The organism is Halomonas borealis, assembly GCF_004798905.1.
Classification (GTDB): Bacteria; Pseudomonadota; Gammaproteobacteria; order Pseudomonadales; family Halomonadaceae; genus Halomonas; species Halomonas borealis.
Map to the genome: position 1 here is coordinate 14,192 of NZ_SDMO01000002.1, position 13,808 is coordinate 27,999.

A 13,808-nucleotide genomic window follows, 5' to 3' on the forward strand; every position below is an offset into this window, starting at 1 on the left:
TACCTTCGTCATGGAACACCCCTTGCTGCTTCCTGAGTGTCGCAAGATGGCCCGCGCGACCGTCGCCGGGCCGACCACTACCAACAACACCTCGAAAGGCCGACTCGCACCATGTCGGCCTCTCGCCACGGGAGACACGCCATGACCACCACGACCCGGATCCTCACCGGCACCCTGGCCGGCGCCATGCTGATCGCCGGCAGCGCCCAGGCCGAGCGCAGCGACTGGCCGGACAACTTCACCGTCGGCACCGCCAGCCAGGGCGGCACCTACTTCGTCTACGGCTCCGGCTGGGCCAACATGATCGCCGACGAGCTGGGCGTGTCCGGCGGCGGCGAGGTCACCGGCGGGCCCAACCAGAACCTGGCGCTGGTGCACACCGGCGACCTGGCCCTGGGCCTGAGCACCATGGGCCCGGCCGCCGAGGCCGTGGCCGGCAAGAGCCCGCTGGCTCCCGGCGTGGCGATGGATAACGTCTGCGCGCTGTTCCCGATGTATGAGACGCCGTTCTCCATCACCACCCTCGAGGGCAGCGGCATCGACACGATCGCCGACATCCCCGACGGAGCCACCATCGGCTTCGGGCCGGCGGCCTCCACCTCCGACACCTATTTCCCCAAGATCCTCGAGGAGCTGGGCGTGGACTTCGAGCGCCGCAACGGCGGCTGGAACGATCTCGGCGGCCAGCTGCAGGACGGCCTGATCGACGTCATCGCCTTCGCCGCGGGCATCCCGATCCCGGCGGTCAGCCAGCTCGAGGTGCAGACCGACGTCAACATCATCGAGTTTACCGCCGACGAACAGCAGCGGATCGTCGACGCCTTCCCGGTCTCACCGTTCCAGATTCCGGCCAGCACCTACCAGATCCTCGAGGAAGATGCGCGCGCCGTATCCATGTGGAACTTCACCATCGCCGGCTGTGACCTGCCCGAAGACTTCGTCTACGAGATCACCAAGCTGAGCATGGAGAACAACGACCGCATGCGTGACATCCACCGCAGCGCCCAGTTCAGCGTGCCGGAGAACCTCGAGTACAACACCGTCCTGCCGTTCCACCCGGGCGCCGTGCGCTGGTTCGAAGAGAACGGCTACGAGATCCCCGCCGAACAGCAGCTCTGAGTCATTGACCGTCCCGCGCCCCCGCCCCGTCCCGGTGCGGGGGCGACTGTTACACCTTCGCCTCTCCTCCAAGGGTGACTCCCATGTCCCAGCATCCCGATCCCCGTCACACCGAGCGTGACGACGAGGAGATCACCGCCGTTGTCGCCGAGGGCGTCGACGACGACGCGGCGGAATCCAACCGCCGCCTCTATTCCGGCTGGCAATGGCTGCTGTTCGCCGCCATTGCCATCGCCTACTCCAGCTTCCATCTGGTGTCGCTCAACCTTTACCCGATGGAGACCTGGTCGTTTCGCATCGTGCACATCTGCGGCGCGCTGATCCTCGGCTATGGCCTCTATGCCGGCACCCGCTTCGCCGACGACGACCGGCGTCCCTCGCCCGCCTGGCTGGGCTGGCTTGGCTATGCGCTGCTGATCCCTGCGGGCTATGCGCTGTACCAGGTATTCATGATGCAGGCCGCCATGAACGATGGCGCCATGCGCATCGCGCCCGAGATCGAGGCCTTCCACTACGGCTATCCGCTGTTGCTTTCCACCGCCGCCGGCATCGTGCTCTCGTGGAGCTTCCGCCAGTATCGCCACCGCATCTCGCCGGCCGACCTGGTGCTGATGGTCTGCGCCGTGGCCAGCGCCGGCTACCTGCTGGTGATGTTCAACAGCCCGCTGCGCGCCTCCACCGGCACGCCCTTCGCGCCGATGGGCATCTCCTACGCGGCGATCGCCGGCGCGGCGCTGATCCTCGAGCTGACCCGCCGCGTCGCCGGCCTGGCGCTGGTGATCATCGCCGCCATCTTCCTGGCCTACGTGTTCGCCGGCCCCTACCTGCCGGGCTTCCTCGGCTACCCAGGGCTCTCGGTGGGGCGCTTCTTCAGCCAGGTCTACACCGACGCCGGCGTGCTCGGCCCGACCACCGCGGTGTCCTCGACCTACATCATCCTGTTCATCATCTTCGCCGCCTTCCTGCAGGCCTCGAAGGTCGGCGACTACTTCGTCAACTTCGCCTTCGCCGCCGCCGGCCGCGCCCGCGGCGGCCCGGCCAAGGTATCGATCTTCGCCTCCGGCCTGATGGGCATGATCAACGGCACCAGCGCCGGCAACGTGGTCTCCACCGGCTCGCTGACCATCCCGCTGATGAAGAAGGTCGGCTACCCGGCGCGCAGCGCCGGCGCCATCGAGGCCGCCGCCTCCACCGGCGGGCAGATCATGCCGCCGATCATGGGCGCGGGCGCCTTCATCATGGCCGAGGTCACCGGCATCCCCTACACCGATATCGCCGTGGCGGCGTTGATCCCGGCCATCCTCTACTTCCTGTCGATCTACTGCATGGTCGACTTCGAGGCGGCCCGCAAGGGCATGCGTGGCATGCGCAAGGATGAGATCCCGCGGTTCTCGAAGCTGGTCAAGCAGGTCTACCTGTTCGCCCCGATCATCATCCTGATCGCCGCGCTGTTCATGGGCTATTCGGTGATCCGCGCCGGCACCCTGGCCACCGCCTCGGCCGCCGTGGTGAGCTGGATCTCGCCCCACAAGATGGGCATCCGCGCGATTCTCCAGGCCCTGCAGCTGGCCGGCACCATGTCGATCCAGATCATCGCCGTGTGCGCCTGCGCCGGCCTGATCGTCGGCGTCATCGCGCTGACCGGCGTGGGCGCGCGCTTCTCCTCGCTGCTGCTCGGCCTGGCCGGGGTCAGCCAGCTGCTGGCGCTGTTCTTCGCCATGTGCATCTCGATCCTGCTGGGCATGGGCATGCCGACCACGGCCGCCTATGCGGTGGCCGCCTCGGTGGTGGCGCCGGGGCTGATCGGGATCGGCATCCAGCCGCTGGTGGCACACTTCTTCGTGTTCTACTTCGCGGTGGTGTCGGCGATCACTCCGCCGGTGGCGCTGGCCTCCTATGCGGCGGCAGGCATCTCCGGGGACAACGCCATGGGCACCTCGGTGGCCTCGTTCAAGATCGGCCTGGCCGCCTTCATCGTGCCGTTCATGTTCTTCTACAGCCCGGCGATGCTGATGGAAGGCTCCTGGCTGCAGATCCTGCGGGTCGGCGTGACCGCGACGCTGGGCATCGTGCTGCTGTCGGCCACCGTCCAGGCCTGGTTCTTCGGCCCGGTGAAGGCCTGGCAACGGCTGGCGATGCTGGTCGGTGCGCTGTGCATGATCTACGGCGGCGTCATCACCGATGTGGCTGGCCTGGCCATCGGCGCGGCCCTGCTGCTGATGCAACGTGGCCACAGCGGCGGCACGCCCAGCGCGGCGACATCGAGCTGACACAGACTCCCCACCGACGCAAAAAGGCCCTGCCGGATGGCAGGGCCTTTGCGTTAGCCCGGCGTCGCCTCAGCCGCGGATGTTGTCGACCACCCGCAGGGCCGGCGTGGCCTGGTTCAAGGTGTAGAAATGCAGCCCCGGCGCGCCGCCGTCGAGCAGGCGCTGGCACAGCCGCGAGATCACCTCCTCGCCGAAGGCGGCGATCGACTCGCTGTCATCGCCGTAGGACTCCAGCTGCTTGCGGATCCAGCGCGGTATCTCGGCGCCGCAGGCATCGGAGAAGCGCGCCAGCTTGGTGTAGTTGGTGATCGGCATGATGCCCGGCACGATCGGCGCCTCGACACCCAGGGCGCGGGCCCGCTCGACGAAGTGGAAGTAGGCGTCGGCGGAGAAGAAGTACTGGGAGATGGCGAAATTGGCCCCGGCCTTCATCTTGCGGGCGAAGTTTTCCACATCACGATCGAAGCTGGGGGCCTGGGGATGAACCTCCGGATAGGCGGCCACGGCGATCTCGAAGTGGTCACCGGTTTCCTCGCGGATGAACTCGACCAGCTCGTTGGCGTAACGCAGCTCGCCGACGCCGCCCATGCCGGAAGGCAGGTCGCCACGCAGCGCCACCAGGCTGTCGATGCCTTCCTCACGATACTGGGCCAGCAGGTCGCGCAGCGCGGCCTTCTCGCTGCCGATGCAGGACAGGTGCGGCGCGGTGGTGAAACCGGACTCGCGCACCTGGCGCACGGTCTCGGTGGTGCGCTGCTGGGTGGAGCCGCCGGCGCCGTAGGTGACGGAGAAGAAACGCGGCCCGCGAGTGGCCAGAGCATCCCGGGCCTGCATCAGCTTGTCGCGCCCGGCCTCGGTGTTGGGCGGGAAGAATTCGAAGCTGATACCCAGCGGATGCTCTTGTGCGCTCATCGATCCAGTCCTCTTGGTGGAGCGGTGAAGGAGCCACGCGCCGGCGGCGGGCGGCTGATGAATGACCACATTGTGACCAGCCGGCGGCGCGCCGACCAATGAAAGTTTCGTCGCCGCTGTATCGATTTCTTTCATGTAGTGGCCGGAGTCCCCATGACTCATTTTCCGATTGCCCCCCACGGCCGACTGACAACACCGCCTCGCGCGAGGCATCATGAGGCTCCGCTCGACACGCAAGGCGACGACGCATGACGCTCGACCCCGACACCCTGATGGGTCCGCTGTGGACGCTGCTGGCCTTCGTCGGCCTGGGCTGGCTGGCGGCGCGACGCCTGGCCGTCGACCCCCGCCCCATCGCCACCCTGCTGATCTACCTGATCGCCCCGCTGACCTTCTTCCGCGGCCTGACCCTGGGTGGGCCGACGCCCGCCTACCTGCTGCTCACCGCGGCGCTGTTCGCCACCGCCTGCCTGGTGGCACTGCTGGTCAGCTCGGTGGCCCGACGCACCCTGCCCGGCGAGGAGGCCGCGGTGCTGGCATTCTCGGCCGGCACCGGCAATACCGGCTACTTCGGCCTGCCGGTGGCGCTGGTGCTGCTGCCGCCGGAGGGCGTGACGCTATACCTGTTCGGGGTGCTGGGCGTGACCCTCTATGAATTCACCCTGGGCTTCTACCTGAGCGCCCGGGGACGCTTCTCGGTACGCGAAAGCCTGTCCAAGATCCTGCGTCTGCCGCTGATCTACGCCTTCCTGGCGGCGCTGCTGGTAGAGGGCGCCGGGCTCGAGGTGCCGGCGGCCGTGATGGAGGGGCTCGAGGTGTTCCCGCCCACCTACACCCTGCTCGGCATGATGATCATCGGCATGACGCTGGGAAGCGTCTCGGTGCGCCAGTTCGACTGGCGCTTCATCGGCGCCTGCGTGGCGGTGCGCTGTGCGCTGTGGCCGCTGCTCGCGCTGGGCGTGGTGCTGGCGTTACAGGCAACCGTCGGGCTCGCCCCGACCCTCGCCACGGCGCTACTGCTGATCGGCGTGGTGCCCATGGCCGCCAACGTGGTGGTGGTGGCCATGGAACTCGGCATCGCCCCGGAGAAGGGCGCGCTGGCGGTGCTGCTCACCACCCTGGCCGCGCCGCTGCTGATTCCGCTCTATCTCGGCTGGATGCTGCCGCTGGTCGGCGGCTAGCGGCAGGCTCTCGTGCTCGCCATGGCCCCGGCGGGAGCGCTCGGCCGTGAGTGAGCGTCAGTAACGATAGCCGTCGGGCTTGAACGGGCCCTCCGGCGCGAGGCCGGTGTACTCGGCCTGGGCATCGGTCATGTGGGTGACCACCCCGCCGAAGCCTTCCACCATGTAGCGGGCCACCTCCTCGTCCAGCCGGCGCGGCAGCACCGAGACGCCGAGCATCGCACGCCGCTCGGCCGCGTCGAGCTCGGCGAAGCGCCGCTCGTACAGGTGAATCTGCGCCAGCACCTGGTTGGCGAAGGAACCATCCATCACCCGCGACGGGTGGCCGGTGGCGTTACCCAGGTTCACCAGCCGCCCCTCGGACAGCAGGATCAGGTAGTCGCGGCTTTCCGGGTCGTACTCGCCGGGATCGCTGTCACGATAGGCCTTGTGGACCTGGGGCTTGACCTCTTCCCAGTGCCACTGGCGGCGCATGTAGGCGGTATCGATCTCGCTGTCGAAGTGGCCGATGTTGCACACCACGCAGCCCCGCTTGAGGGTCTTGAGCATCGCCGCGTCGCAGGCATCGATGTTGCCGGTGGCGGTGACCACCAGGTCGAGGCGCGCCATCAGGCTGCGGTCGATGCTCTCCATGCCGTGATTGACGCCGTCGCGATAGGGCGAGACCACCTCGAAACCGTCCATGCAGGCCTGCATGGCACACAGCGGATCGATCTCGGCGACCTTGACGATCATGCCTTCCTGGCGCAGCGATGCCGCCGAGCCCTTGCCCACATCGCCGTAGCCGACCACCAGCGCCTGCTTGCCGGCCAGCAGGTGGTCGGTGGCGCGCTTGATGGCATCGCTCAACGAGTGACGGCAACCGTACTTGTTGTCGTTCTTGGACTTGGTCACCGCGTCGTTGACGTTGATCGCCGGCACCCTGAGCGAGCCCGCCTGGGCCATCTCCAGCAGCCGGTGCACGCCGGTGGTGGTCTCCTCGCTGAGGCCGTGGACGGCGTCGAGCAGTTCGGGGCGCTGCTCGTGGAGCAGCGCGGTAAGATCGCCGCCGTCGTCGAGCACCAGGTTGGGCACCCAGCCGTCGGGGCCTTCCACGGTCTGTGCGATACACCACCAGAATTCATCCTCGCTCTCGCCCTTCCAGGCGAACACCGGTATGTCCGTGGCGGCGATGGCCGCGGCGGCATGATCCTGGGTGGAGAAGATGTTGCACGACGACCAGCGCACCGAGGCGCCCAGGTCGATGAGGGTCTCGATCAGCACCGCGGTCTGGATGGTCATGTGGATGCAGCCGGCGATGCGCGCCCCGGCCAGGGGCTGGCGCTGTCGATACTGCTCGCGGATCGCCATCAACGCCGGCATCTCGGTCTCGGCGATGCGGATCTCGCGCCGCCCCCAGTCGGCTAGGGCGATATCGGCCACCTTGTGATCCCCGGTGGGCGCGGATACGGCGGGCTGGTTCATGCGTCACCTCTTCTCGACGAAAAGCGTGCCTTCACTATAGGCAGCCTCGCGAGCGGCGGACAATCAACGCGAGGCGACGCCCGCGAAACCGGCGATGCCGACCTCCTTCAGTCGGCTCGCCAGGGTCAAGACCTCGGGGTCGTCGAAGAAGGCGGCCAGATCAACGGCGCGCGTCGGCCCCACGCCGGGCAGGGCCCGCCACTCGGCCTCGCTGCGCCCCGCCAACGCCGCCCATCCGTTCGACGGGCCGGCGGCCCAGCCGGGGGGAGGCCCCAGCGCCTCGAGCCAGGCGACGAACGGGCGCTGTCGCGCCGTCCCGAAACGCGTGGCGAGGCGCTGGGCACGTATATCGCCGATGCCGGATGCGCGCTCGAGCTCGGCGGGCGCGAGCGCCAGCCAGTCGAGCAGGCCTTCCACCAGCCCGGCGTCGATCAACGACCGCCAGGTGCCGGGCCCCAGCCCGGGGATGTCCAGTGCCGCTTCGCCGGAGAGCCACGCCAGCCGTTCGAGGAACTGGCCCTCACAGCCCGGCTCGGGGTGCCAGCAGGACAGCGCATAATAGTCAGCGGGCGACGGCGGCGTGACCTCGGGGCGCTCGGCGGCCCGCCAGGCCACACCCTCGAGGCGGGGAATCGTCGCCCCCGCCAGAGCCACGACCACGCTGTCGCCGGGGCGAATATCGAACGCCTGCCAGCGAGACAGCGAGCCGACGGAGACCCGGCGGAGCGTGCGGCCGTCGAGGCGCACCGGCATCAGCTGCAAGAGCGGCGTGATGCGACCGGTGCGGCCGATGCGAAACTCGACGCCGCGCACCTCGGCGAGCGCCTCGCGAGGCGGATACTTCCAGGCCGCGGCCCAGCCCGGGGCCTCGGCACGCCAACCAGCGCCGTCCGGCCGCCCACCCCGCTTGAGCACCACGCCATCGGTGGCGAAGGGCAGCGGGCCGCGATACCAGCGCTCGCGCAGGCGGCGCGCGTCCTCGAGGCCCTCCACGGCTCGACTCCAGCGCCCGGTATCGGCGAAGCCCATCGCCGCGAGTCCTGCGAGACGTTCGCTCATGGCGGCGGGGCCGTCGGGCCAGGCCCACACGAACAGGCCGATCTCCGCGGCCAGGGCCGGTGCCAACCGTTCCCGGGCCAGCCATCCCGCCACCTCGCTGCGCGCCCCGGCGCCACCGGCCTGTGCCTGGATGTGGTCGTCGAGGCGCCGATACAGCTCGCCCTGCAGCACCACACGCCCGGGTGGCGCCTCCGTCAATCGCTCGGGCACCGCCGGCAGGCGCCGGAGGCGGGCCGTCCAGTCCTGGCCGCTCTCGCCATCGCCACGGCTGATCGCCCGTACCAGCCGGCCGTCGTCGAAGACCAGCGTGACCGCCACGCCATCCACCTTGGGCTGCAGCCAGGCGTCGTCGCGGCGTGCCAGCCAGGTGCGGACCGCCGGCTCGCCATCGAGCTTGGCAAGCCCGGTCTGGGCGACGGGATGAACGCGCTCGCCGGCCGAGCCCGCCTGGGGCGGCGAAGCCTCGGGCGCCCGCCCGGGGAAGCATCCCCGCCAGGCCTCGAGGCGCTCGCGCGCCTGGTCATAGACGGCGTCGCTGACCGGCGAGCCACCGTCGCGACGGTAGGCGTCGTTCCAGCCTTCGAGGCGGGCGTGGAGGGCGACGATTTCACGCTCGGCGCGGGCGCCGGGCCAATCCGGGCAGGCGGCAAGCGCCGGCAGAGACCCGACATGCAGGCAGACACAGAGCAGGAACACGGTGAGACGGCGAGGCATGACGAGCACTCCGGCGGGGCCTGTCTCGAGCCTAGCAAAGGGCCCCGCCCGGCATTGCCGGACGGGGCCCTCGTGACGTGTGCGAGATCGCCGATCCCGCTAGCGGCTCACAGCCCGGCGGCGGAGCGCAGCCCGGCGGCGCGGTCCGTCTTCTCCCAGGGGAAGGCGGTGAAGGTCTCGGTGTGCGGCTCGCCCTGGGTGTCGGTCCAGGTGTAGGAGGACTCGAACGGCTCACGACCGAAGTGGCCGTAGGCCGCGGTCAGCCGGTACATCGGGTGCAGCAGGTCGAGCATCGAGGTGATGGCGTTGGGCCGCAGGTCGAAGTGCTCGCGGACCAGCTCGATGATGCGCTCGTCGCTGACCCTGCCGGTGCCGAAGGTGTTCACCGACACCGAGGTCGGCTCGGCCACGCCGATGGCATAGGAGATCTGGATCTCGCAGCGCTCGGCCAGGCCGGCAGCGACGATGTTCTTGGCCACGTAGCGGCCGGCGTAGGCGGCACTGCGGTCGACCTTGGACGGATCCTTGCCGGAGAAGGCGCCGCCACCGTGACGCGCCATGCCGCCGTAGGTGTCGACGATGATCTTGCGTCCGGTCAGGCCGCAGTCTCCCACCGGGCCACCGATCACGAACTTGCCGGTCGGGTTGATGTGGTATTCGGTGGTCTCGGTCAGCCATTCGGCGGGGATCACCTGCTCGATGATCTCACGCCGGATCATCTTGCGCAGGTCCTGCTGATCGATCTCCGGATCATGCTGGGTGGACAGCACCACGGCATCGACGGCGCAGGGCTTGCCCTGCTCGTCGTAGCGGAAGGTCAGCTGGCTCTTGGCGTCCGGGCGCAGCCACGGCAGCATGCCGTTGCGGCGCAGCTCGGCCTGGCGCTCCACCAGGCGGTGCGAGTAGTGGATCGGCGCCGGCATGTAGGAGTCGGTCTCGTCGGTGGCGTAGCCGAACATCAGCCCCTGGTCGCCGGCGCCCTGGTCCTCGGGCTTCGAACGATCGACGCCCTGGGCGATCTCCACGCTCTGCTTGCCGATCAGGTTCAACACGCCGCAGGTATCGCCGTCGAAGCCGACGTCGGAGGAGGTATAGCCGATATCGAGGATCACCCGACGCACCAGGTCCTCCAGGTCGACCCAGGCCGAGGTGGTGATCTCGCCGGCGACGATCGCCACGCCGGTCTTGACCATGGTCTCGCAGGCCACGCGGGCGTTGCGATCACGCGCGATGATGGCATCGAGCACCGCGTCGGAGATCTGATCGGCGATCTTGTCCGGGTGCCCCTCGGAGACGGATTCGGAGGTAAACAGGGAGTATTCGCTCATGGCGTCCTCGGCCCTCAGGAAATGGGAGGAAGGCATCTGGCCCCAAGGCACGGGCGGGTGGCATGGCGCCGAGGCCCGGGCGGACCGGCTGGCTGCGGATTTTACACGCTCGCCGCGGGGCTTCCTAGCGCCTTGCCATCACCGAGGACGGCCCGCGCGGCGGCGAATTTGAAGGCCGCGGCCCATTCGGCGACAATAAGCCCCCTGATTCGAGCGTGCCGCTCCCTTTCGCGGCACATTCCAGCCGAGATCCATGCCCGGCCATCCCCGACCGGGCTGCGTCATTGCTACTATCTGCCGCAGGCGAGGAGCTGACCCCCATGCCGTCCCGTTTCGATTTGGCCAATGCCATTCGCGCCCTGTCCATGGACGCCGTTCAGAAGGCCAATTCCGGCCACCCCGGCGCCCCCATGGGCATGGCCGACATCGCCGAGGTGCTGTGGAACGACTACCTCCAGCACAACCCGGCCGACCCGCACTGGCCGGACCGCGACCGTTTCGTGCTCTCCAACGGCCACGGCTCCATGCTGCTGTATTCCCTGCTGCACCTCTCCGGCTACGGCCTCGACCTGGAACAGCTGCAGAACTTCCGCCAGCTGCACGCCCAGACCGCCGGCCACCCCGAGCTCGGCTACGCCCCGGGCATCGAGACCACCACCGGCCCGCTGGGCCAGGGCCTGGCCAACGCCGTGGGCATGGCGCTCGCCGAACGCACCCTGGGCGCTCAGTTCAACCGCCCCGGCCACACCATCGTCGATCACTACACCTACTGCTTCCTGGGTGACGGCTGCCTGATGGAAGGCGTCTCCCACGAGGTCGGCTCGCTGGCCGGCACCCAGCGGCTCGGCAAGCTGATCGCCTTCTACGACGATAACGGCATCTCCATCGATGGCGAGGTCGAAGGCTGGTTCACCGACGACACCGCCAAGCGCTTCGAGGCCTACGGCTGGCACGTGGTGCCCGTCGTCGATGGCCACAAGCCCGAGGAGGTCAAGGCGGCCATCGAGCTGGCCCGGAGCCATAGCGACAAACCCAGCCTGATCGTCTGCAAGACCATCATCGGCTTCGGCGCCCCCAACAAGCAGGGCAAGGAAGAGTGCCACGGCGCCGCCCTGGGCGAGGACGAGGTCGCCGCGGCCCGTCAGCAGCTCGGCTGGCCCCACGCCCCCTTCCACGTGCCGGAAGACATCTACCAAGGCTGGGACGCCAACGAGGCCGGCGCCACCCGCCAGGCCGAGTGGCAGGCGCGTTTCGAGCGCTACACCGAGGCCCACCCCGAGCTGGCCCGCGAGTTCTCGCGCCGCCAGCAGGGCGATCTGCCCGCCGAGCTGACCAGCGAGGCGATGATCGTCCAGGCCCAGGAGAAGGGCGACTCGATCGCCAGCCGCAAGGCATCGCTCGCCTGCCTCAACGAGCTCGGCCCGCAGCTCCCCGAACTGCTCGGCGGCAGCGCCGACCTGGCGCCCTCCAACCTGACCTTCTGGAAGGGTGCCGAGGCGATCTCCGCCGAAGCCCCCGGCGGCAACTACCTGCACTACGGCGTCCGCGAGTTCGGCATGGGCGCGGTGATGAACGGCCTGGCCCTGCATGGCGGCTTCGTCCCCTACGGCGCCACCTTCCTGATCTTCATGGAATACATGCGCAACGCCGTGCGCATGGCGGCGCTGATGGGCCAGCGTGCGGCCTACGTGTTCACCCATGACTCCATCGGCCTCGGCGAGGATGGCCCGACCCACCAGCCGATCGAGCAGCTGACCAGCCTGCGCACCACGCCCAACCTCTCCACCTGGCGCCCCTGCGACACCGTGGAGACCGCGGCGGCCTGGAACGCGGCCATCAAGCGCCACGCCGGCCCCACCGCCCTGGTGCTGTCGCGCCAGGGGCTGCCGCATCAGCAGCGCGACTCGCAGCAGCTGGCCGATATCCAGCGCGGCGGGTACGTGCTGAAGGACTGCACGGGTACCCCCGAGCTGATCCTGATCGCCACCGGCTCCGAGGTCGGCCTGGCCATGGACGCCGCCGCCGAGCTCGGCGAACAGGGTCGTGCGGTGCGCGTGGTCTCCATGCCCGCCACCGACGTCTTCGACACGCAGGATGCCGCCTACCGCCAGGCCGTGCTGCCGGCGGAAGTGGGCAACCGCATCGCCGTCGAGGCCGGCCACCGCGACTACTGGTACAAGTACGTGGGCCTCGAGGGCCGCATTCTGGGCATGGACAGCTTCGGCGAATCCGCCCCGGCCGGCGACCTGTTCAAGCACTTCGGCTTCACCGTGGAGAACCTGGTCGCCGAGGCCGAGCTGCTGCTGGACGACGCCGACGACGACTGATCGTCATCCCGACGCCACGCGTCACGACGAAGGGCACGGCATTCGCCGTGCCCTTCGTCGTTATAGGCCCCGCTACCCGCGACTCGAGCCGCCCGGGGTGGGCCCGTCTCAAGCGAGGGTGACGTCTTCCGACAGGTACACATCCTGGATGGCGTTGAGCAGCTCGACGCCCTCGGCTATGGGCTTCTGGAAGGCCTTACGGCCGGAGATCAGCCCCATGCCACCGGCGCGCTTGTTGATCACCGCGGTGCGCACCGCCTCGCCCAGATCGCTATGGCCCTTCGAACCACCCCCGGAGTTGATCAGCCCGGCTCGGCCCATGTAGCTGCTGGCCACCTGGTAGCGGGCCAGGTCGATGGGATGATCGGAGGTCAGCTCGTCATACACCTTGCCGTGGGTGTGGCCGAAGCCGATGTCGCGATAGCCGGCGTTGGTCTCGGCCAGCTTCTGCTTGACGATATCGGCCTTGAGGGTCGCCGCCAGGTGGATGGCCTGGCCGGTGAGGTCCGCGGCGGTATGGTAGTCGTGGCCCTGGTGCTTGAAGGCCGGGTTGCGCAGATAGGCCCACAGCACCGTGACCATGCCCAGCTGATGAGCGCGCTCGAAGGCCTCGCTGACCTCGGCGATCTGGCGGCGACTCTCGGGGGAGCCGAAGTAGATGGTGGCGCCGACCGCCGCACAGCCCATCTCGAAGGCCTGCTCGACCTGGGCGAACAGCGTCTGATCGAACATCGCCGGGTAGCTCAGCGTCTCGTTATGGTTGAGCTTGAGCAGCATGGGGATCTTGTGAGCATAGCGTCGCGCCACCGACGACAGGCCGCCAAGCGTCGAGGCCACGGCGTTGCATCCCCCCTCGATGGCCAGCTCGACGATGTTGGCCGGATCGAAGTAGGCCGGGTTGGGGGCGAAGGAGGCGCCGGCCGAGTGCTCCACGCCCTGGTCCACCGGCAGGATGCTCAGGTAGCCGCTGCCGCCGAGCCGGCCGTGGTCGAACAGCGCCTGCATGTTACGCAGGACCTGGGGGCGGCGGTCGCCGTGGGCCATCACTCGATCGATGTAATCGGGGCCCGGCGCGTGGATCGACGCGGCCGGGATGCCGCGGCACTCATGGGTCAGCAGGCTGTCCGTTTCACTGCCGAGCAACTGCGCTATATCGGTCATCGCACCCTCTCTCCTTGATGATTGACTGACGGTATTCCCCTAGCCTAGAGCAAGCGGCGGCCCACAACAGCCCACCGATGCAACGAGAACACCGCCATATTGGCTATCCCGAACTCGACTTGTCAGCGCTTCCCGCCGGCATCCGTCTCTCGCTGCCTACAATGCCCGCCCGACGCCGACACGAATGCCTCGCCCCGGCGAAAGAGCAACGGATTTCCCCCCGCCTCCCTGGCATGATGACGCCTGGGAAGGGGCCATTCAGGAGGAACGACG

Annotated in this window: 9 protein-coding genes; 4 read left to right on the forward strand and 5 right to left on the reverse strand. The window is 68.7% G+C overall.

Annotated features, from left to right (window positions below; genetic code table 11):
• Positions 1-141 precede the first annotated feature (141 nt).
• Together ETC07_RS03060 and ETC07_RS03065 are read left to right on the forward strand one after the other, a co-directional pair.
• On the forward strand, positions 142-1,119 hold the full coding sequence (locus tag ETC07_RS03060) for a TAXI family TRAP transporter solute-binding subunit (protein ID WP_136247042.1): 978 nt from the start codon (positions 142-144) through the stop codon (positions 1,117-1,119).
• 83 nt (positions 1,120-1,202) lie between these two features.
• Positions 1,203-3,389: a TRAP transporter permease gene (locus ETC07_RS03065; protein ID WP_136247043.1), complete on the forward strand. Its 2,187-nt coding sequence runs from the start codon at positions 1,203-1,205 to the stop codon at positions 3,387-3,389.
• A gap of 69 nt (positions 3,390-3,458) precedes the next feature.
• On the opposite strand, the gene metF is transcribed toward ETC07_RS03065, so the two are convergent.
• Positions 3,459-4,301 (reverse strand): methylenetetrahydrofolate reductase [NAD(P)H], encoded by an 843-nt coding sequence (gene metF / locus ETC07_RS03070; protein ID WP_136247044.1) that lies wholly within the window; start codon positions 4,299-4,301, stop codon positions 3,459-3,461.
• Between the two features lie 248 nt (positions 4,302-4,549).
• Between metF and ETC07_RS03075 the strand changes: the two genes are divergently transcribed.
• On the forward strand, positions 4,550-5,482 hold the full coding sequence (locus ETC07_RS03075) for an AEC family transporter (RefSeq protein ID WP_136247045.1): 933 nt from the start codon (positions 4,550-4,552) through the stop codon (positions 5,480-5,482).
• Between the two features lie 57 nt (positions 5,483-5,539).
• Here ETC07_RS03075 and ahcY read toward each other — a convergent pair whose 3' ends face one another.
• The 3 genes from ahcY to metK all read right to left on the reverse strand — a co-directional run bounded on the left by ahcY (position 5,540) and on the right by metK (position 10,047).
• A complete protein-coding gene (gene ahcY, locus ETC07_RS03080) occupies positions 5,540-6,946 on the reverse strand; it encodes an adenosylhomocysteinase (protein WP_136247046.1) in 1,407 nt (468 codons plus the stop codon).
• Positions 6,947-7,009: 63 nt separating this feature from the next.
• Positions 7,010-8,719 (reverse strand): NAD-dependent DNA ligase LigB, encoded by a 1,710-nt coding sequence (gene ligB, locus ETC07_RS03085; protein ID WP_136247047.1) that lies wholly within the window; start codon positions 8,717-8,719, stop codon positions 7,010-7,012.
• 107 nt (positions 8,720-8,826) lie between these two features.
• Positions 8,827-10,047 carry a methionine adenosyltransferase gene (metK, locus tag ETC07_RS03090; protein ID WP_136247048.1) on the reverse strand — a complete coding sequence of 407 codons (1,221 nt, stop codon included), beginning with the start codon at positions 10,045-10,047 and terminating at the stop codon, positions 8,827-8,829.
• 320 nt (positions 10,048-10,367) lie between these two features.
• Between metK and tkt the strand changes: the two genes are divergently transcribed.
• The gene (tkt, locus tag ETC07_RS03095) at positions 10,368-12,374 is read left to right on the forward strand and encodes a transketolase (protein ID WP_136247049.1); all 2,007 of its coding nucleotides are present in this window, start codon (positions 10,368-10,370) and stop codon (positions 12,372-12,374) included.
• A gap of 108 nt (positions 12,375-12,482) precedes the next feature.
• Here tkt and ETC07_RS03100 read toward each other — a convergent pair whose 3' ends face one another.
• Positions 12,483-13,535, reverse strand: a complete 1,053-nt coding sequence (locus ETC07_RS03100) for a class I fructose-bisphosphate aldolase (RefSeq protein ID WP_136247050.1) — start codon at positions 13,533-13,535, stop codon at positions 12,483-12,485.
• Positions 13,536-13,808: the final 273 nt, after the last annotated feature.

What these genes read in the sequence shown, in the direction of transcription:
- ETC07_RS03060 (WP_136247042.1), top strand. Translation starts at nt 142, where the DNA reads ATGACCACCACGACCCGGATCCTCACCGGCACCCTGGCCGGCGCCATG.
- ETC07_RS03065 (WP_136247043.1), top strand. Translation starts at nt 1,203, where the DNA reads ATGTCCCAGCATCCCGATCCCCGTCACACCGAGCGTGACGACGAGGAG.
- metF (WP_136247044.1), bottom strand. Translation starts at nt 4,301, where the DNA reads ATGAGCGCACAAGAGCATCCGCTGGGTATCAGCTTCGAATTCTTCCCG.
- ETC07_RS03075 (WP_136247045.1), top strand. Translation starts at nt 4,550, where the DNA reads ATGACGCTCGACCCCGACACCCTGATGGGTCCGCTGTGGACGCTGCTG.
- ahcY (WP_136247046.1), bottom strand. Translation starts at nt 6,946, where the DNA reads ATGAACCAGCCCGCCGTATCCGCGCCCACCGGGGATCACAAGGTGGCC.
- ligB (WP_136247047.1), bottom strand. Translation starts at nt 8,719, where the DNA reads ATGCCTCGCCGTCTCACCGTGTTCCTGCTCTGTGTCTGCCTGCATGTC.
- metK (WP_136247048.1), bottom strand. Translation starts at nt 10,047, where the DNA reads ATGAGCGAATACTCCCTGTTTACCTCCGAATCCGTCTCCGAGGGGCAC.
- tkt (WP_136247049.1), top strand. Translation starts at nt 10,368, where the DNA reads ATGCCGTCCCGTTTCGATTTGGCCAATGCCATTCGCGCCCTGTCCATG.
- ETC07_RS03100 (WP_136247050.1), bottom strand. Translation starts at nt 13,535, where the DNA reads ATGACCGATATAGCGCAGTTGCTCGGCAGTGAAACGGACAGCCTGCTG.